18 protein-coding genes are annotated in these 19,425 nt (G+C 32.6%); 15 read left to right on the top strand and 3 right to left on the bottom strand.

Translation table 11 applies throughout. The features are described from left to right. Window positions 1-4: 4 nt before the first annotated feature. The 5 genes from AC2D8K_RS05235 (at window position 5) to AC2D8K_RS05215 (ending at window position 5,569) form a co-directional block, all read left to right on the top strand. Entirely contained in the window at window positions 5-913 is a 909-nt protein-coding gene (locus tag AC2D8K_RS05235) for an aldo/keto reductase (protein WP_002450980.1), read from the top strand. A gap of 27 nt (window positions 914-940) precedes the next feature. After that, window positions 941-1,249: a hypothetical protein gene (locus AC2D8K_RS05230; protein ID WP_002450979.1), complete on the top strand. Its 309-nt coding sequence runs from the start codon at window positions 941-943 to the stop codon at window positions 1,247-1,249. Between the two features lie 101 nt (window positions 1,250-1,350). Continuing rightward, window positions 1,351-2,298: a malate dehydrogenase gene (mdh, locus tag AC2D8K_RS05225; RefSeq protein WP_002450978.1), complete on the top strand. Its 948-nt coding sequence runs from the start codon at window positions 1,351-1,353 to the stop codon at window positions 2,296-2,298. Between the two features lie 176 nt (window positions 2,299-2,474). Continuing rightward, window positions 2,475-4,031: an SLC13 family permease gene (locus AC2D8K_RS05220; protein WP_002450977.1), complete on the top strand. Its 1,557-nt coding sequence runs from the start codon at window positions 2,475-2,477 to the stop codon at window positions 4,029-4,031. 167 nt (window positions 4,032-4,198) lie between these two features. Next, complete coding sequence (locus AC2D8K_RS05215) at window positions 4,199-5,569, top strand: cryptochrome/photolyase family protein (RefSeq protein WP_002450976.1); 1,371 nt, start codon at window positions 4,199-4,201, stop codon at window positions 5,567-5,569. Window positions 5,570-5,633: 64 nt separating this feature from the next. Here the strand turns inward: AC2D8K_RS05215 and AC2D8K_RS05210 are convergent, their stop codons facing one another. Both AC2D8K_RS05210 and AC2D8K_RS05205 read right to left on the bottom strand, forming a co-directional pair. Further along, entirely contained in the window at window positions 5,634-5,912 is a 279-nt protein-coding gene (locus AC2D8K_RS05210; RefSeq protein WP_002450975.1) for a hypothetical protein, read from the bottom strand. After that, complete coding sequence (locus AC2D8K_RS05205) at window positions 5,909-6,526, bottom strand: DUF1361 domain-containing protein (protein WP_002450974.1); 618 nt, start codon at window positions 6,524-6,526, stop codon at window positions 5,909-5,911. The genes AC2D8K_RS05210 and AC2D8K_RS05205 overlap by 4 nt, the downstream gene beginning before the upstream one ends. Window positions 6,527-6,852: 326 nt before the next feature. On the opposite strand from AC2D8K_RS05205, the gene norA reads away from it, so the two are divergent. The 10 genes from norA (at window position 6,853) to AC2D8K_RS05155 (ending at window position 18,479) form a co-directional block, all read left to right on the top strand. Next, the gene (gene norA / locus AC2D8K_RS05200; RefSeq protein ID WP_002450973.1) at window positions 6,853-8,019 is read left to right on the top strand and encodes a multidrug efflux MFS transporter NorA; all 1,167 of its coding nucleotides are present in this window, start codon (window positions 6,853-6,855) and stop codon (window positions 8,017-8,019) included. A 343-nt stretch (window positions 8,020-8,362) separates the two neighbouring features. Beyond that, window positions 8,363-8,842, top strand: a complete 480-nt coding sequence (locus AC2D8K_RS05195; protein ID WP_037551992.1) for a hypothetical protein — start codon at window positions 8,363-8,365, stop codon at window positions 8,840-8,842. Between the two features lie 104 nt (window positions 8,843-8,946). Beyond that, window positions 8,947-9,429 (top strand): Cys-tRNA(Pro) deacylase, encoded by a 483-nt coding sequence (gene ybaK / locus AC2D8K_RS05190; protein ID WP_002450971.1) that lies wholly within the window; start codon window positions 8,947-8,949, stop codon window positions 9,427-9,429. A gap of 187 nt (window positions 9,430-9,616) precedes the next feature. Continuing rightward, window positions 9,617-10,372 (top strand): DeoR/GlpR family DNA-binding transcription regulator, encoded by a 756-nt coding sequence (locus AC2D8K_RS05185; RefSeq protein WP_484698147.1) that lies wholly within the window; start codon window positions 9,617-9,619, stop codon window positions 10,370-10,372. Further along, window positions 10,369-11,289 carry a 1-phosphofructokinase gene (pfkB, locus tag AC2D8K_RS05180; protein WP_002450969.1) on the top strand — a complete coding sequence of 307 codons (921 nt, stop codon included), beginning with the start codon at window positions 10,369-10,371 and terminating at the stop codon, window positions 11,287-11,289. The genes AC2D8K_RS05185 and pfkB overlap by 4 nt, the downstream gene beginning before the upstream one ends. Window positions 11,290-11,294: 5 nt before the next feature. After that, window positions 11,295-13,259, top strand: a complete 1,965-nt coding sequence (locus AC2D8K_RS05175; RefSeq protein ID WP_002450968.1) for a PTS fructose transporter subunit IIABC — start codon at window positions 11,295-11,297, stop codon at window positions 13,257-13,259. A gap of 144 nt (window positions 13,260-13,403) precedes the next feature. Continuing rightward, window positions 13,404-14,573, top strand: coding sequence for an N-acetylglucosamine-6-phosphate deacetylase (gene nagA / locus AC2D8K_RS05170; protein WP_484698180.1), 1,170 nt, complete (start codon window positions 13,404-13,406; stop codon window positions 14,571-14,573). A gap of 250 nt (window positions 14,574-14,823) precedes the next feature. Next, window positions 14,824-16,164, top strand: a complete 1,341-nt coding sequence (locus AC2D8K_RS05165; protein WP_002450966.1) for a hemolysin family protein — start codon at window positions 14,824-14,826, stop codon at window positions 16,162-16,164. 138 nt (window positions 16,165-16,302) lie between these two features. Beyond that, window positions 16,303-17,145, top strand: a complete 843-nt coding sequence (locus AC2D8K_RS05160) for an aldo/keto reductase (RefSeq protein ID WP_002450965.1) — start codon at window positions 16,303-16,305, stop codon at window positions 17,143-17,145. A gap of 227 nt (window positions 17,146-17,372) precedes the next feature. Continuing rightward, complete coding sequence (locus AC2D8K_RS05155; RefSeq protein WP_002450964.1) at window positions 17,373-18,479, top strand: glycosyltransferase family 2 protein; 1,107 nt, start codon at window positions 17,373-17,375, stop codon at window positions 18,477-18,479. Window positions 18,480-18,751: 272 nt separating this feature from the next. Here AC2D8K_RS05155 and AC2D8K_RS05150 read toward each other — a convergent pair whose 3' ends face one another. Continuing rightward, window positions 18,752-19,354 (bottom strand): hypothetical protein, encoded by a 603-nt coding sequence (locus AC2D8K_RS05150; RefSeq protein WP_002450963.1) that lies wholly within the window; start codon window positions 19,352-19,354, stop codon window positions 18,752-18,754. Window positions 19,355-19,425 lie beyond the last annotated feature (71 nt).

The raw sequence follows: 19,425 nt of genomic DNA, 5'->3' as shown, positions 1-19,425 counted from the left end.
GATTATGGATAAAATAAAGATTAATCAGTACGTTGATTTTTCAAAAATGATTCAAGGGTTTTGGAGAGCAAATGAATGGCAGTATACTGATCAAGAATTGAATCGATTTATCAATCAGCTCGTTGACCGTGGCATCACTACGATGGACCATGCCGATATTTATGGGGATTATCAATGTGAATCTATATTTGGTAAAGCGCTACAGTTATCACCTAGCTTACGTGATGACATTCAAGTTTTATCTAAATGTGGTATTGTCTTACCATCTAAAACTCAAACGTTTACTGATGGTCATCGCTATGATCATAGTCGTCAACATATTATTCGATCAGTTAACAATTCATTACAACGTTTGAATGTGGATTATTTAGATAGTTTATTGATTCATAGACCTTCACCATTAATGAATCCTGATGAAATAACGGATGCTTTAAAGGAACTTGTCGATGAAGGTAAAATCAAATCATTTGGGGTATCCAATTTTAACGAAACACAATATGATTTATTAAAACATAGCCTTAATCATGATAAATTGCATATTAGCATTAACCAACTAGAAGTGTCCCCATATCAAACAGACATTTTAAATAATGGTGTGATGGACAAAATGTATGAAAATCAAGTAAAAGTAATGGCTTGGAGTCCACTGGCAGGCGGTAAATTGTTTGATCCATCCGATGATAAAGCGAGACGTGTACGTGCCATTATTGAACCTTTAGCACAAAAATATGATGTTGATGAAACGGCTATTATGATAGCTTGGTTGAATAGACATCCCAATGATATCATGCCGGTGCTAGGTACCCATAAAATTGAAAGAATTGATGCTGCTCTACCTGGCTTATCGATTACTTTAACTGACCAAGAGTGGTTTGATATATACACTGCAGCAATGGGGCATGACATTTTATAAATAAAATGTTAGAAAGGATTTTATTAAATGAATAATGAAGATAGACATCAGAAACAACTTAAATTTGAACGTAATTTAATTATGATTCCTTATTTAATCTTTGCGATAATCGTACTATTATGTAATATTTTTTATCCTGAGATAAAAGTAACAATGACGTTATTTGGTTTACTCTTTGCTTATAATTTAGGATTACTATTTATTGCATTCATTCGTCATTTTAAACGTACGCTTATATTAACTTTAGTATTAACAATATTAAGTGGTGCAGCATTCTTTATATTATTATATGTGTTTGGTATAAACCACGAAATTTTTGGACAAATTAAAAAATAAAATACCAATATTTAATGAAAAACTCTGTTATTTCAATGTTATAATTAATTTGAAATAACGGAGTTTTGTTTTTAATCAATTTATAAATGGGAGTGTATTTGATGAATAAACGTAAAAAGGTTTCTATTATCGGTGCAGGTCAAACAGGTGCAACATTAGCTTTTATTTTAGCGAAAAATGAAAGCGCTGACATAGTGATTGTAGATCGCCCACAATCTGAAAGTGCAGTAAAAGGGAAAGCGTTAGATATTCAAGAAAGCGGACCTATTTTTAACTTTAATATTGATATTAAAGGTACTGCCGACTATTCAGAAACGAAAGACTCGGATATTGTAGTGATAACAGCAGAAATTGCTAGAAAACCTGGTATGAGTAGAGATGATTTAATACAAACAAATGAAGAAATTGTTCATTACAGTGCACAACAAATCGCAAAATATGCCCCCGACGCCATTATTATTGTATTGACTAATCCTGTTGATGCGATGACTTATTCTGCATTAGTCGCATCTGGATTCCCTAAACATAGAGTATTGGGGCAATCAGGTGTATTAGATAGTGCCAGATATAAAACATTTATCGCCAAAGAGTTAGGAATCTCTGTTGAAGATGTACAAGGTTTAGTATTGGGTGGTCATGGAGATACAATGGTGCCATTAGTCAACTCAACACAAGTCAATGGAATCCCTTTAAGTGAACTACTTGATCAGCAAGTCATTGATCAAATTATTGATAGAACACGAAAAGGTGGTGCCGAAATTGTCCAGTTATTAGGAAATGGTTCAGCATATTACGCACCTGCTGCCGCAATTTATGAGATGATTGATGCCATTTTAAAAGACAAATGTCGAGTATTGGCAGCAATTACATATCTCGAAGACGAGTATGGATACCGAGATATCTGCTTAGGAGTGCCGATTAAACTTGGACAAAATGGCGTAGAAGAAATATTAGAATTAACTTTAAGTCAAGAAGAACAAAATCAACTAGATACATCAGCGTTATCAGTCAAAAATATTAAAGATGCACTTAAATATAGATTTGAATAATGAATTAAAGTCAAATCGTAAAACCTATCGTTCACAATAAATTGAGTGTGTCTATTTTAAATAATTTAATATTTAAAAAGTGAGAATTATATGACTTTTGTAAGTAAATCGCATAGGTAAAGCGCTTTCTTGATATAATTAGAGTGTAAGGTCAAGATAAAAAGGAGCCGGTGTCTATGTCTAAAGGGAATCAAAATTCACAGGTAGTCGATACTGAAACTACCAAAAAAGAGAAAAAGGGATATAAACTACTATGGATTATCATTAGTTTTATCGTGTTAATAGCCATATTACTTTTACCTACACCTGCAGGTTTGCCAGTGATGGCTAAAATGACTCTAGCGATACTAGCATTTGCTGTCATTATGTGGGTTACTGAAGCAGTTTCATATCCTGTTTCAGCAACGTTGATTTTAGGGTTGATTATATTATTATTAGGTTTCAGTCCTGTTCAAAATTTATCTGAGCAACTTGGCAACCCTAAAAATGGAGATGCCATTATTAAAGGTAGTGAAATATTAGGAACAAATAATGCCTTAACACTTGCGTTTAGTGGCTTTTCTACTTCAGCGGTAGCGTTAGTTGCAGCTGCATTATTTTTAGCAGCAGCTATGCAGGAGACCAACTTACACAAACGTTTAGCATTATTAGTATTATCTGTTGTGGGGAATAAAACTAAAAATATTGTCATAGGAGCAATACTTGTTTCAATTGTTCTTGCGTTCTTTGTACCTTCTTCAACAGCTAGAGCGGGTGCAGTCGTACCAATATTATTAGGTATGATTGCAGCATTTAAAGTTTCTAAAGAGAGTAAGTTAGCGTCTTTATTAATTATTACGTCAGTTCAAGCAGTTTCTATTTGGAATATTGGTATTAAAACGGCGGCAGCACAAAATATCGTTGCGATTAATTTTATTAATCAGAATTTAGGTCATGATGTATCATGGGGTGAATGGTTCATGTACGCTGCGCCTTGGTCAGTTTTAATGTCTATCGCACTTTATTTTATTATGATCAAAGTGATGCCACCCGAACGTGAATCTATTGAAGGTGGAAAAACGTTAATTAAAAAAGAGTTAAACCAATTAGGTCCAGTGAAACCAAGTGAATGGCGTTTAATCGTTATCTCTCTATTATTATTGGTATTTTGGTCAACTGAAAAAGTGTTACATCCAATTGATTCTGCATCAATTACATTAATTGCCTTAGGTATCATGCTCTTACCTAAAATTGGCGTTATTACCTGGAAAGGTGTAGAAAATAAGATTCCTTGGGGCACAATCATAGTATTTGGTGTCGGTATTTCATTAGGAAATGTATTATTAAAAACAGGGGCAGCACAATGGTTGAGTGACCAAACCTTTGGGTTAATGGGTCTTAAAGGATTACCGATTATTGCAACTATAGCACTTATTACTTTATTTAATATTTTAATTCACCTAGGTTTTGCAAGTGCTACAAGCTTATCATCTGCACTCATTCCTGTATTTATCTCATTAACATCAACATTACATCTTGGCGATCAATCTATCGGATTTGTTTTAATCCAACAATTTGTAATTAGCTTTGGATTCTTACTACCAGTGAGTGCACCACAAAATATGTTAGCGTATGGTACAGATACATTTACAGTTAAAGATTTCTTGAAATCTGGTATACCATTAACGATAGTCGGCTATATATTAGTCATTATATTCAGTTTAACGTATTGGAAATGGTTAGGTTTAGTATAAATAATGTAAGATAAATAGCTTGGCGGTCTAATAGATCGTCGAGCTTTTTTTATAAATGAACTAGACGTATTTTTATTACAAAGATAATCTATCATTTAAGTTAGATATTTATTTTACTAGGATAAGGGTATAAATCAAAAAAACAAGGAATGATAGGTGATTGAGCAATGAAAGTTGGCGTTATATTAAATAGAGTATTTAGAATTCATCATAATCCGTTACTAGCTTATATTTGTAATCAATTAGATACTACTGATACATGTGTATTGATTATACCTAAAGAAAAATTTGGTGATGAAGCACAATTAAAAGCATCATTTTATCATGGAACACTCAATGCTTTTATCAACACATTAAATCATTATCAAATTCAAACGAATGTAATAGATTACGATTATTTAATAGAGTTTTGTATTAACCAACAATTAGATAAAGTCGTTATGGCAAGTGATATCATGAGTTATCATCATGAATCATATGATTATCCACATCAAAAGCAACGATTTCATGACGCAGGTATCCATGTTGATGCGCTTCGTGTACAACATTATTTTAGTCCACGAAAAACATTTAACAATCAAGGCGAACCATACAAAGTATTTACAAGTTTTTATAAAAAATGGCGACCATATGTTATGCAACGACATAGAGCACATTACGAATTAAGTGATATTTCAAAAATAGTCGAGCCGGCATACGCTCCAACGCAAATTAATGATAGCCATAGTGGATTAACTGAAAAAGAAGTACAACAACAATGGCAAAGTTTCTTAAATAATGATATTCAAAATTATGAGTCAAATAGAGCGTATTTACCTGAAGTATTAACGAGTCAACTTAGTATTGCATTAGCATATGGATTGATTGATATATTGCAAGTATTTAATGATTTATTACAGGGGTATGAAAGTGACGAATCTAATTATGAAGCATTTATCAGAGAATTAATTTTTAGAGAATTCTATTATGTACTGATGACACAGTATCCAGAAACAGCCCATCAATCATTTAAAGAGAAATATCGAAACATTGATTGGGTCAATGACAAGCAACAATTTAATAAATGGAAAAACGGTGAAACAGGATATCCAATTGTAGATGCTGCTATGCAAGAATTGAATCAAACTGGATATATGCATAATCGAATGAGAATGGTGACATCCCAATTCTTAACGAAGGATTTATTGATAGATTGGCGATGGGGAGAAACTTATTTCAAAGATAAATTAATTGATTATGATAATGCGTCGAATGTTCATGGATGGCAGTGGTCCGCTTCGACTGGAACAGATGCGGTACCATATTTTAGGATGTTTAATCCTATTAAACAGAGTGAGCGATTTGATCAAAACGCATTATATATAAAACAATGGCTACCCACATTCAATAATGTAGATAGCCATCTATTACACGATACTAAAAAGCATATGCAGTTATTAAAACAACAAGGTATTGAATTGGGTATTGATTATCCTGAACCAATGGTTAATCACAGTGATAGCCGTCAACGTGTAATGTCATTGTTTAAATCATTGTGATTAAAGTCCTGTTCTTTTGATGGTTATTTGAATTGAGTTCATTCAAAATGAAATGACACATGTACTATTTAAGCCAGAACAAGCAAACATATACAGCAACATATTCGAAAAAGGTTAAAATGTACATATATTTTAATCGTAATTTAACTCCTAGTGGGACGTCCCAATTTGGATATTTTCTTTCGAAATGAAAAGCCTGTAAAATAAACAAACCTATACCTAATGGTAGAAACATAAGACCGATACTTTTAGCATAGCTAAAACCGATATCGTGTATAAAATGACCTACAACGAGTTGTAGAATTATAATGATTGCTAATAAAATGATTAGGTTTAACATCATTTTTGTAATCGAACTCCTTTTACAAATAAAATGATTGCTGATTGCATTATTACCATTAATAACACAAAGATAAATGTTTTTAGGTTAAATACACCTAGGACCTCATAGAATATTTTTAATGGTTCATTGATTAAATATACCGTATGAAATCTTAAGAAGCGGCCCATATAAATACCCAAACCATTTAAAAACATAAGAATAATAACTAATATGCGATTAAGCCAGATGTGTTTGGTAAAATGTAGAATTTCCATAAAAATCAAGATCATGACATACATGGCTAAAAAGACGCCTAACATTAAATAAGTAAAGAATATCCATTCCTTTAAATTCAACCCTACTAAGAAATTGAATTGAAACTGATTTAAATGAATTAAGTCAGTAATCATATAGAAGGTATTAGGTACGAGTAATAAAAAGATCATGCCAAATACAACAAATAAAGGCCATTCGAATTTCTTGATAGGTTTAAATAATTTTAATAATAAGCAGAGTTCGTATGGAATATACGCTAAAAATAAATTTAACGTCATAAAATTGAAAATCTTGGTTTCAAATAAAGATATGATAAACAGAATAATAAAATATATTCTCGCTATATATCGGGGTTGCATGATTAACACTACTTTCATAACATACTTTGGTTGTCATTTGATTTAATACTTTCATCCGTTAAAATAAAATTGGACAACTGAGTTTTAATAATATCGTTCTAAGCTTTAGTAATCAACCAAAAAAGTAAAAGCAGTAAGAATTATCATTTTAAAGCACCTACATATTATATACTGGAAATAAGAAGACGTCCGGCTGTTAATTTGTTGTGAAATATATTACAATATACTGACTTTTAACGTGTTAATATGATGAAAAGGTATGTTTGTATAGGGACCCGCATATTTTGAATAAAGATATGTAAAATACGAGAGAGGGGGACACCATTATGAGAAAACAATTATTTACACTCTACTTTAATATTTTCTTAATATTTTTAGGAATAGGACTCGTTATACCGGTGTTACCAGTTTATCTTAAAGATTTAGGATTAAAAGGTAGTGATTTAGGTATACTGGTAGCTTCATTTGCATTAGCGCAAATGATTATTTCACCATTTGGTGGTGGACTAGCTGATAAACTGGGTAAAAAATTAATTATATGTATCGGTCTTGTTTTATTTTCAATATCTGAATTTATGTTTGCAGTTGGTCACTCATTTACAATTTTGGTTATTTCTCGTGTGTTAGGTGGTTTTAGTGCAGGTATGGTTATGCCTGGTGTAACAGGACTTATTGCTGATATTTCTCCATCACAAGATAAAGCAAAGAACTTTGGTTACATGTCAGCAATCATTAATTCTGGTTTTATTCTAGGTCCTGGTTTTGGTGGATTTTTAGCAGAAGTTTCACATAGATTACCTTTCTATTTTGCAGGTGGTTTGGGAATCATTGCTTTTATTATGTCATTAATTGTAATTCACAATCCTAAGAAAATGACAACAGCAGGTTTCCCTCAATATGATCCAGAACTCTTAACTAAAATTAATTGGAAGGTGTTCTTAACACCAGTGATTTTAACATTAGTATTAGCATTCGGATTGTCTGCATTTGAAACACTTTTTTCATTATATACATCCGATAAAGCTGGTTATACGCCTAAAGATATTTCGATTGCTATCACAGGAGGCGGTATTTTTGGCGCCTTATTCCAAGTGTTTTTCTTTGATAAATTCATGAAATTTACAACTGAATTGAATTTTATTGCGTGGTCATTACTATATTCAGCAATTGTTCTAGTAATGCTTATTATTGCTCAAGGGTATTGGACAATTATGCTCATTAGCTTTATCGTCTTTATTGGTTTCGATATGATTAGACCTGCAATAACGAATTATTTTTCTAATATTGCAGGTAATCGACAAGGCTTTGCAGGAGGACTTAACTCAACATTCACAAGTATGGGTAATTTTATTGGTCCTCTCGTTGCAGGTACACTTTTTGATGTGAATATCGAATTTCCATTATATATGGCTATAGCGGTATCATTAAGTGGTATTGTTATTATATTTATTGAAAAGATGATTAGAACTCGATTAAATCGAATCGCACAATGATGATAGATACCATTCAACGTTTTTCGTTGAATGGTTTTTATATGTGTAAAATATGAAGGTTTAAAAAATCACTAATATAACGTGACAAAATCCTTTAAATTTTTAATATTGTTTTCGAACGATTTTGAATGATTGTGGTACTTTTTTACTTAAAAAACAGTTTAATGTATTAATTTAAGATAATTATTTCGTTTTTTAATGCTTTTATGTAACAAAAATAACAACTTCAGTAATATTACTGTTACAAATATTACAATCTATTTAAATTGTGACCCACATATCTAAAATTAAAAATTATTATGTTAAGATAGACAAAAATCGATTGAGAAATGTGGGTAAGGAGATGAATTTGAAAAACTTATTATTAAGTATCTTTGCAGTGATTTTGACGATATGTTTAATAGGTCTAATATTTTTAGCTACTAACCAAAATGCATTAGCTAAAGTACATCAGACTATTTGTACATTTTCAAAAGCGAATAAAGTATCTGCATTAGAGAAAACAATTAAATTTACTGATTTTAAAACAGCGAAGGCATCAGAAAAAAATGAAGACAATCATAATGACAATCAACAAAAGACTACATATTTAAAAAAAGACAATCATAGATCTGCAGAAAATCATTTTACACCAAGAGAATGTAAAGTGATTGCATTAAATTATGCGAGCAATCATTTAAATGAAAATTATGATTTAAAACAAGTTAATTATCAAAATCAATCATCAAAGTATCAATATGTGAATCAACAAAATCAACAACAATCAAATATAGTAGTGAATGACAACGGGCAAGTAGGGGAAAATCATTCACATATGAGATAGCACGTGCTTACTAATTGGAGGCATGTGCTTTTTTTGTAATTACTATATAAAGAACAAGTGTTAAAATATAAGGGATTAAGTTAAGTAATGCCAGAGGTGAGAATATGGGTAAAACCAAAAAAACAAATGCAATGCGTATGTTAGATAGAGCAAAAGTCGAATATCAAACTAACATATTTGAAGTAACTGAAGAACATCAAACGGGCGAACAAATAGCAACACTTGTGCATGCCGATGTTGAAGATGTCTATAAAACACTTGTATTAGAGAATGCCAATCATAATCACTTCGTGTTTGTCATTCCAGTCAATGCAACGTTAGATATGAAAAAGGCTGCTCACGAAGTAGGCGAGAAAAAATTAAATTTAATGCCCTTAGATCAACTTAAACAGGTGACAGGATATATTAGAGGTGGATGTTCACCTATTGGTATGAAGCATTTATTCCCGACTGTTATTGACCAGTCAGCGCTTAAACGAGAACAGATTTATATCAGTGGTGGCCAAAGAGGTATGCAAATCATTATCGCTATCAAAGATTTGATAGCAATGACAAACGCTAAAGTGGCTTCAGTCATTCATGACTAATGCACATGCAGTTATATAATAATCAATCAAACACGGAAATACATGAACACAACTAGTCTATAAGTTAGTAGATGTATTTTCGTGTTATTTTTGTCACAAAATGAACGTTTTTGATTGTTTTTGACAATTTTTGATTGAATTTTGTAAGCGTGCTCATTATAATGGTAATTGAGATGGGGTGGTTATATTGATATCTGAAAAGCGACACGATTTAATTTTACAAGAACTTATAAAAAAGGATTTTCTGACACTCCAGGAATTAATGGATAGAACCGGTTGTAGTGCCTCTACCATTCGACGTGATTTATCTAAGCTGCAATTAGCTGGTAAATTACAACGTATTCATGGTGGTGCGACACTTAACCATAATCGAATGGTCGAACCAAGATTAACAGAGAAATTGACGCAAAATTCACGAGAAAAGAAAGAAATTGCCAAACGATCAGCTCGACAAATTAGAGATAATGAGTGTGTTTTTTTAGATGCTGGGTCAACAACATTAGAGATGATACCTTACATAGATGCAAAAGATATTATTGTTGTAACTAATGGTTTGACACATGTTGAACAGTTACTTAAAAAAGGGATTAAAACCTTAATGTTAGGTGGTCAAGTTAAAGAAAATACATTCGCTACAGTAGGTTCGAGTGCCTTAGAAACATTGAGACGATATTGTTTTGATAAATCGTTTATTGGAATGAACGGTATAGATGTAAAGTATGGTTTAACTACACCAGACGAACAAGAGGCGTTAATTAAAGATAATGCTATGCGCCTTTCTAATGAAAGCTTTGTTGTTGTAGATGAAACGAAATTTAATCAAGTGTACTTTGCTAGAGTACCTGTGCAAGATAATACTCGAATCATTACATCTAAGCAGGGGTTACAACATGTGAATGAAGCGTTTACGGCACAATATGAATTTTTAGGAGGGACAATATGATATATACAGTTACTTTTAATCCATCCATTGACTATGTCATGTTTGTAGATGACTTTAAGATAGATGGGTTGAATCGTGCTCAAGATACAAACAAATTTGCCGGTGGTAAAGGTATAAATGTTTCAAGAGTACTAAAGACTTTGGGGGTTGATTCAACAGCATTAGGATTTGCTGGTGGATTCCCAGGCGATTTTATAGCTCAAACATTAAAAGATAGTGATATTCACACAGATTTTGTGCAAGTAGATGAAGATACGCGTATCAATGTTAAATTGAAAACAGGTCAAGAAACAGAAGTGAATGCACAAGGTCCTAATGTGACTGATGCACAATTTCAATCATTATTAAATCAAATTAGAGAAACGACAGACAATGATACTGTTATCGTCGCTGGTAGTGTACCAAAGAGTATTCCGAGTGATGCTTATGCGCAGATTGCTAAAATTACGCGACAAACAGGTGCTCAACTAGTTGTAGATGCTGAAAAAGATTTAGTTGAAACAGTGTTAGAATATCAGCCACTATTTATTAAACCTAATAAAGATGAATTAGAAGTGATGTTTAATACATCTGTTAAAAATGATGAAGATGTTATTAAATATGCTAAACAAATCTTAGAAAAAGGTGCACAGTCAGTCATTGTGTCATTAGGTGGAGATGGCGCAATTTATGTGGATCATCAACAAAGTATTAAAGCTGTGAATCCAAAAGGTGAAGTGATTAACACGGTTGGATCAGGCGATAGTACGGTAGCAGGTATGGTAGCAGGGTTAGCTACTGGTTTATCTGTGCAAGATGCATTTAAACAAGCAGTAGCATCGGGAACTGCTACTGCGTTCGATGCAGATTTAGCAACAAAAGAGGCAATAGAAAATATCAAATCACAAGTTACGATTTCTGTACTTGATGGGGAGTGAATAATATGAGAATAACAGAATTATTAACAAAAGAAACGATAGCAATGGATTTATCTTCATCAGACAAAAATGGTGTTATCGATGAGTTAGTGCATCAACTTGACAAGGCAGGAAAATTAAGCGATGTACCATCGTTTAAAGAAGCAATTCATAATCGTGAATCTCAAAGTACAACAGGTATCGGTGAAGGTATTGCTATTCCACATGCGAAAGTTAGCGCTGTTAAATCGCCAGCGATTGCATTTGGTAAATCGAAAGCAGGCGTAGATTACCAAAGTTTGGATATGCAACCAGCACATTTATTCTTTATGATTGCTGCACCAGAAGGTGGCGCTCAAACGCATTTAGATGCATTAGCAAAATTATCAGGTATTTTAATGGATGAAAATGTGCGTGAAAAATTAATTAATGCATCCTCACCAGAGGAAGTATTACAAATTATTGATGCAGCTGATGATGAAGCAACAAAAGAAGAAGAAGCAGAAGCACAACAAAATGAAGCGGATGCAACAGCTGCTTCAACAGGTGTGGATGCAGAAGATAATGAACCATACGTTTTAGCTGTCACAGCATGTCCTACAGGTATCGCACATACGTATATGGCACGCGATGCTTTGAAAAAACAAGCTGAAAAAATGGGTATCAAAATCAAAGTAGAAACAAATGGTTCAAGTGGTATTAAAAACCATTTAACAGAACATGATATTGAAAAAGCATCAGGGATCATTGTAGCAGCAGATGTACATGTTGAAACAGATCGTTTTGATGGTAAAAATGTTGTCGAAGTACCTGTAGCTGACGGTATTAAACGACCAGAGGAATTAATTAATACGGCATTAGATACAAGTCGTAGACCATTTGTTGCTAGAGGTGATCGTTCTGGTAATAAGGAAGAGAATGAAGAAAAATTAAGTCCCGGAAAAGCATTTTATAAACATTTAATGAATGGTGTTTCTAATATGTTACCACTTGTTATTGCTGGTGGTATTTTAATGGCAATTGTCTTCATTATAGGACCAAACTCATTTGATCCTAAGAGTGCTGAACACAATGCATTTGCGGAGCAACTGTGGAATATTGGTAAAAATAGTGCCTTTGCATTAATCATTCCAGTATTAGCAGGTTTCATTGCTCGTAGTATTGCAGATAAACCAGGATTTGCAGCTGGTTTAGTTGGTGGTATGTTAGCCATTTCAGGTGATTCCGGGTTCATTGGTGGTATCATTGCTGGTTTCTTAGCAGGTTATTTAACTCAAGGTATTAAGTACATTACACGTAAGTTACCTCAATCATTAGAAGGTTTAAAACCAACATTGATTTATCCATTATTGTCAGTAGCAATTACAGGTTTATTAATGATTTATGTGTTTAATCCACCTGCTTCATGGTTAAATCACTTATTGTTAAATGGATTAAATGGACTTTCAGGTTCTAATATTATGTTACTTGGTTTAGTTATCGGTGCGATGATGGCAATCGATATGGGTGGACCATTTAACAAAGCTGCTTACGTTTTCGCAACAGCAGCACTTACAGAAGGTAATGCAGCACCAATTACTGCAGCAATGGTTGGAGGAATGATTCCGCCATTAGCAATTGCAACAGCAATGCTTATCTTCAGAAAGAAATTCACAAAAGAACAAAGAGGTTCAATTGTACCTAACTATGTTATGGGTGCATCATTCATTACTGAAGGTGCGATTCCATTTGCTGCAGCTGACCCAATTCGTGTAATTCCATCTATGATGATTGGTTCCGGTGTGGGTGGTGCGATTGCATTAGCATTAGGTTCAAGAATCAATGCGCCACACGGTGGTATCTTTGTAATCGCAACAACTGACTTCAGTCATATATTACAAACATTATTAGCGTTAGTTATAGGTACTGTAGTTTCTGCCTTAATATATGGTTTCTTAAAACCAAAATTAACAGAAAATGAAATTGAAGCATCTAAAGCAATGGATGAATAATAGACTTCTAGCCCTTGTCGTTTAATCGACAAGGGCATTTATATTTTTACAAAACTAAATTTTAAATTGTATGATATGAATAAAATGAAAGGTTGTAGTAAAATAACAATCGAATCATTAGAATTAGAAAAGAAGGTATGGATATTGAAGGAATATTTACTTATAAACGGTCAGATTTATACAGAAAGTCAAAAAATAGAACAAGGTTTTATACATATTAAAGATGGCAAAATCATTGAAATTGGTTCTGCTAAAGATAGATTGAACACTTTAAGTAAAACGTATCCTACAGTAGATGTACAAGGTCATCATGTTATTCCAGGATTTATAGACATACATATCCACGGTGGTTATGGCGAAGATGCGATGGATGCCTCAATGGATGGTCTTAAACATTTATCTGAACAACTATTATCTGAAGGAACAACGTCATTTTTAGCAACAACGATGACACAATCAGATGATAGCATTCATCGAGCACTCCAAAATATTGCAGATTATTATCAAATTCAAAATAGGCATGATGCTGCAGAAATTGTAGGTATTCATCTCGAAGGGCCATTTATTTCAGAACATAAGGTGGGTGCACAACATCCTAAATATGTTCAAAGACCATCTATTGAAAAGATTAAGACATTTCAACAGACTGCCAATCAATTGATTAAAATTATTACTTTTGCACCTGAAGTTGAAGGTGCAACTGATACATTAAAAGCTTTAAATAACGACATCATATTTTCAATGGGACATACAGTAGCTACATATGATGAAGCAAATGAAGCTGTTGATAATGGTGCTAAACATATTACGCACTTATATAATGCAGCAACAGGTTTTGGACATCGAGAGCCAGGTGTTTTTGGAGCGGCATGGTTAAATCAAAACCTAAATACAGAAATTATTGTTGATGGTGTGCATTCACACCCAGCGGCTGTAGCAATGGCTTACCAAAATAAAGGTAATGAACATATGTATCTCATTACAGATGCCATGCGTGCAAAAGGAATGCCAGAAAGTGAATATGATCTAGGTGGCCAAAATGTTATTGTTAAAAATGCAGAAGCACGATTAGATTCAGGTGCATTAGCAGGTAGTATCTTAAAAATGAATGATGGTTTGCGTAACTTAATCACTTATACAGGTGCTAATATTAAAGACTTGTGGCGAGTGACAAGTTGGAACCAAGCCAAAGCCTTAGGTATCGATCAAACCAAAGGTAGTATTAAGGTTGGGAAAGATGCTGATTTAGTGATTGTTGACGATATGATTTCTGTCCTTAAAACGATTAAGAATGGTTATATTCATACATTTTAGATTTGATGAATAACTTGACTAAATAGGGGTATTAGTTTTAAATGTTATGTTGTAATTCTATAAACATAAATCAACCAAATGAAATATTTTTATGATAGAATAAAATCAATTACATTTTTTTAGGGGGGTGTCGCAATGGGAAGGTCTTAGCATGTAAATATCATTTAAATCAATGCGAAAATTTTAATTACGTGTTAACCATGTGTGACACAGATAATATGGAGGTGAATCCCTAGAAATAGGGAATTAATTGGATACTTCGACCATAATTAGTTTAATTGTATTTTTTCTTTTAATTGCATTAACAACAGTATTTGTCGGATCTGAATTTGCACTTGTCAAAGTAAGATCTACGCGTATCGAACAATTAGCAGATGAAGGAAACAGTGGCGCTAAAATCGTTAAGAAAATGATTGCTAACTTGGATTACTACTTATCTGCATGCCAACTAGGTATAACAGTAACTTCATTAGGTTTAGGTTGGTTAGGTGAACCGACATTTGATAAATTACTACATCCTTTATTCGAACTAATGCATTTACCAAGCGCATTAACGACAACAGTTTCATTTGTCATTGCGTTTATTGTAGTCACATATTTACATGTCGTATTAGGTGAACTTGCTCCTAAATCATTCGCTATTCAACATACTGAGAAGATGGCGTTACTATATGCTAGACCGTTATATTACTTTGGTAATGTAATGAAACCCTTAATTTGGTTAATGAACGGTTCAGCACGCGTGATTCTTAGAGTGTTTGGTGTAGATCCGGATGCACAATCGGATGCAATGTCAGAAGAAGAAATCAAAATCATTATTAATAATAGTTATAATGGTGGCGAAATCAACCAAACTGAGCTTGCATATATGCAAAATATCTTTTCTTTTGATGAAAGACAAGCTAAGGATATTATGGTTCCCCGAACTCAAATGATTACGTTGAACGAGCCTTTTAATGTTGATGAACTATTAGAAACGATTAAGGAATACCAATTTACTCGATATCCTATTACTGAAGATGGTGATAAGGACCATGTTAAAGGATTTATAAATGTTAAAGAATTCTTAACTGAGTATGCATCTGGTAAAACAATCAAAATTGGTAACTATATACATGAATTACCGATGATTTCAGAGACAACACGTATTAGTGATGCACTTGTTAGAATGCAACGTGAACATGTTCATATCAGTTTGATTATTGATGAATATGGTGGTACAGCAGGTATTTTAACAATGGAAGATATTCTAGAAGAGATTGTCGGTGAAATCCGAGATGAATTTGACGATGACGAAGTAAACGATATCGTTAAATTAGAAGACAACAAATATCAAATTAATGGTCGTGTGTTATTAGACGACTTAAATGAACAATTTGGTATTGAATTTGAAGACTCAGAAGATATTGATACAATCGGTGGATGGCTACAATCTGAAAATACAAATCTGCAGAAAGATGATTTCGTTGATACAGATTACGATCGTTGGATCATATCAGAAATTGAAAATCACCAAATTATATGGGTTACTTTAAATTATGAATTTAATCAAGAACGCCCATCATATGAAGTGAATTCAGATGAGGAATAAACGGATTAACAATATTAACTTTGATGAAAAGACGCTTAAGCTATAATGTTTAAGCGTCTTTATTTACGTGTATTATAGTATGGTATACCTTTGCTCGAGCATTTCAACAACTAAGACATATGAAAGAGAGTGGTAGAAATGAATATTAATGATACACAATATTTAAATAATGGTTATCCTATGCCATCGATTGGCTTAGGTGTTTATAAAATAGCAGATGAAGAAATGAATGAAGTGATTAATACCGCTATTGAAGCAGGTTATCGTGCATTTGATACGGCATATTTCTATGGTAACGAACAGTCCTTAGGGCAAGCGTTAAAGCAAACAAACGTTGATAGAGAAGATTTATTTATTACATCTAAATTATGGAATGATTATCAAGGATATGACAGTACGATTCAATATTTCAACCAATCTTTAGAAAATTTAGGTCTTGAATATTTAGATTTGTTTTTAATTCATTGGCCTTGTGAAGAAAATGGCTTATTTATAGAAAGTTATAAGGCACTAGAAACCCTTTATCATGAAGGTAAAGTCAAAGCCATAGGCGTTTGTAACTTTAAACAACATCATTTAGAGAAACTAATGCAAGAAACAGAAATAGTTCCTCAAATTAATCAAATAGAGTTACATCCATACTTTAATCAACAAGAATTACAAGATTATTGTGATCATCATGATATTAAAGTCACTGCATGGATGCCATTAATGAGAAACAGAGGATTATTGGACGATCCAGTTATTACGGATATAGCGAAACGCTATCAAAAGACACCAGCACAAATTGTTTTACGTTGGCATTTAGCACATAATCGCATTATTATTCCTAAATCTAAAACACCTAGTCGAATTCAGGAAAATTATAATATTTTAGATTTCAATCTTGAACTTACAGATGTAGCACAAATTGATAGTTTGAACCGAAATGATAGACAAGGTAAAGATCCAGATGAAGTCGCGATAGGTGATTTAAAATAAATAAGTTGAAGTAATGCGACACATCATAAATCATTGTATGAGTAAAAAAACATTTATGTTATTTTTGAGGTCGTTTAATTTTACAAAAGTAATGATTTTCGATAAATATTGCGATAAACATTAATGGAATATTAAGATTTTGTAAATGCAAAGGCTCTAAGTAGAATACACTATTAAGTAATTGATAAAATAATATTAAATCAATTACTAGAAAAGGATGTCATTGAATGAATATAAGAGTCATCATTCCTTGTTATAATGAAGGAGAAGTCGTATTAAAGACATATGAAAAACTGACTGAGATATTAAAGCAAGATAGTAGCGATAAACAATATGAATACGATTTACTATTCATAGATGATGGCAGTAAAGATTCAACTATTGATCATCTACAAAATTTAGCATTAGCCGACCACCACGTAAAATATATTTCATTTAGTAGAAACTTTGGTAAAGAGGCTGCTATGGTGGCAGGCTATCAGCATAGTGAACATTGTGACGCTGTAGTTATGATAGATGCTGATCTACAACATCCGCCAGAATTTATTCCGCAAATGGTTGAAGGATATAATGAAGGTTATGATCAAGTGATAGCAAAACGTGATCGTAAAGGAGAAAATGTCGCTAGAAAATCGATGACACGTGCTTATTATAAATTGATAAATGCCTTTGTGGAAGATGTACAGTTTGAAGATGGCGTAGGTGACTTTAGATTAATAAGCAAGCGTGCAGTACAAGCACTGACATCTATGGATGAATATAACCGATTTTCAAAGGGATTATTTGAATGGATAGGTTATAATACGAAAGTATTCACCTATGAAAATGTAGAACGTGAAGCAGGAGAATCGAAATGGTCATTTGCCAAATTATTAAATTATGGTATTGATGGCTTAATTTCGTTTAATAATAAACCATTAAGAATGATGATTTATCTAGGTATGTTTACATTTTCACTCAGTGTACTATATCTTCTGTATCTTTTAATTAATATCATGATTTCAGGTGTAAACATTCCTGGTTACTTCACAACAATAGCTGCGATTACACTTTTAGGTGGTATTCAGTTAATGTCCATAGGAGTTATTGGTGAGTATATTGGTCGAATCTATTATGAAGTGAAAAAGCGACCTAAATATATTGTTCAGGCAACAAATATTGAACCTGAACAAACATCTGAAATATCACAGGAGTCAAATGACTCAAACAAGACACAATCTAGTAAAAATCAATCTCAACACTATCATCAAATTAGAAGATTTGATGCACATAGACATCAACCAACATATCAAGCAACACAAAATAGTGAAGAATATAAAGAACGTGTTCATTAAACAAAAAGCTTACAGGCTATGGATCAGTCCATGAGCTGTAAGCTTTTTATAATTTGATTTATCGACAACGAAAAAAAGAGGTTGAGACATAAAGTTTTTGTGCTTCTGGGAAACCGATTAACGGCGTCCCAAAAGCAAGATTATCGGCAGAAGGGACCCAACATAGAGAAATTGGTATTCCAATTTCTGCAAATAATGCAAGTTGGGCAAACGCTCACGATTCGACAAAATTTGGAAAACAATTTTGCTCATCGTTCGGTTCTGCTCAAATCCTAAACGCTTTTGTCCGGACCTCTAAATATACGTTGCCATATGATAAATAATATGAATAGTACATAGATGATAGTAAATACATACCAAAAAGGTGTGAGTATCATCATAGCTATAAATGAGATGATAATTAATATCGTACCAATTAGCATAGGATGCTTGATTGTTTTTAAAATAGGTAGATGATTAAGCTCCGATACATTAAATGTACCTACAAATAATAATACTGCACCAATAATGAAAATAGCTGGAGCTAAGTATGGTAACGACATATAGACAGATTGTTCACTGGATATATCAGTTATAAACTGTGCTAAACTGATGACAATTACAAATATCACTGCAATGAACTTTTGGTCTTTTATCATGAAAGAGTTAATTTTTTTATTTAAATAGAGTTGTAATAATGCCCATACAATAAATAAAATCATCGTATAGATTGAAATGAAATTATATTTTGCGACTACAATTAAATCGATAATAGCATTTAATGAAATAGCTATTAGTATTGAACTAAATCGAAGTTGTTTAAATTGGTGCAAATATAAATCTATTCCTACAATGAGCAATACTACGGCAATATTAATTAATATATATAGAATCATGGTGTACTCCTATCCGTAATACTTCATTCAATTATTATATCAATTAACATAAACTTAATCATTATATAACA

Source organism: Staphylococcus sp. 510 (assembly GCF_057219715.1).
Note: the sequence above shows the minus strand (reverse complement) of the source record. Positions and strands in the feature narration are given on the sequence as shown.

What these genes read in the sequence shown, in the direction of transcription:
- AC2D8K_RS05215 (WP_002450976.1), top strand. Translation starts at nt 4,199, where the DNA reads ATGAAAGTTGGCGTTATATTAAATAGAGTATTTAGAATTCATCATAAT.
- AC2D8K_RS05210 (WP_002450975.1), bottom strand. Translation starts at nt 5,912, where the DNA reads ATGATGTTAAACCTAATCATTTTATTAGCAATCATTATAATTCTACAA.
- mdh (WP_002450978.1), top strand. Translation starts at nt 1,351, where the DNA reads ATGAATAAACGTAAAAAGGTTTCTATTATCGGTGCAGGTCAAACAGGT.
- AC2D8K_RS05160 (WP_002450965.1), top strand. Translation starts at nt 16,303, where the DNA reads ATGAATATTAATGATACACAATATTTAAATAATGGTTATCCTATGCCA.
- AC2D8K_RS05155 (WP_002450964.1), top strand. Translation starts at nt 17,373, where the DNA reads ATGAATATAAGAGTCATCATTCCTTGTTATAATGAAGGAGAAGTCGTA.
- ybaK (WP_002450971.1), top strand. Translation starts at nt 8,947, where the DNA reads ATGGGTAAAACCAAAAAAACAAATGCAATGCGTATGTTAGATAGAGCA.
- AC2D8K_RS05175 (WP_002450968.1), top strand. Translation starts at nt 11,295, where the DNA reads ATGAGAATAACAGAATTATTAACAAAAGAAACGATAGCAATGGATTTA.
- AC2D8K_RS05205 (WP_002450974.1), bottom strand. Translation starts at nt 6,526, where the DNA reads ATGCAACCCCGATATATAGCGAGAATATATTTTATTATTCTGTTTATC.
- AC2D8K_RS05150 (WP_002450963.1), bottom strand. Translation starts at nt 19,354, where the DNA reads ATGATTCTATATATATTAATTAATATTGCCGTAGTATTGCTCATTGTA.
- AC2D8K_RS05230 (WP_002450979.1), top strand. Translation starts at nt 941, where the DNA reads ATGAATAATGAAGATAGACATCAGAAACAACTTAAATTTGAACGTAAT.
- AC2D8K_RS05235 (WP_002450980.1), top strand. Translation starts at nt 5, where the DNA reads ATGGATAAAATAAAGATTAATCAGTACGTTGATTTTTCAAAAATGATT.
- pfkB (WP_002450969.1), top strand. Translation starts at nt 10,369, where the DNA reads ATGATATATACAGTTACTTTTAATCCATCCATTGACTATGTCATGTTT.
- AC2D8K_RS05220 (WP_002450977.1), top strand. Translation starts at nt 2,475, where the DNA reads ATGTCTAAAGGGAATCAAAATTCACAGGTAGTCGATACTGAAACTACC.
- AC2D8K_RS05195 (WP_037551992.1), top strand. Translation starts at nt 8,363, where the DNA reads ATGAATTTGAAAAACTTATTATTAAGTATCTTTGCAGTGATTTTGACG.
- norA (WP_002450973.1), top strand. Translation starts at nt 6,853, where the DNA reads ATGAGAAAACAATTATTTACACTCTACTTTAATATTTTCTTAATATTT.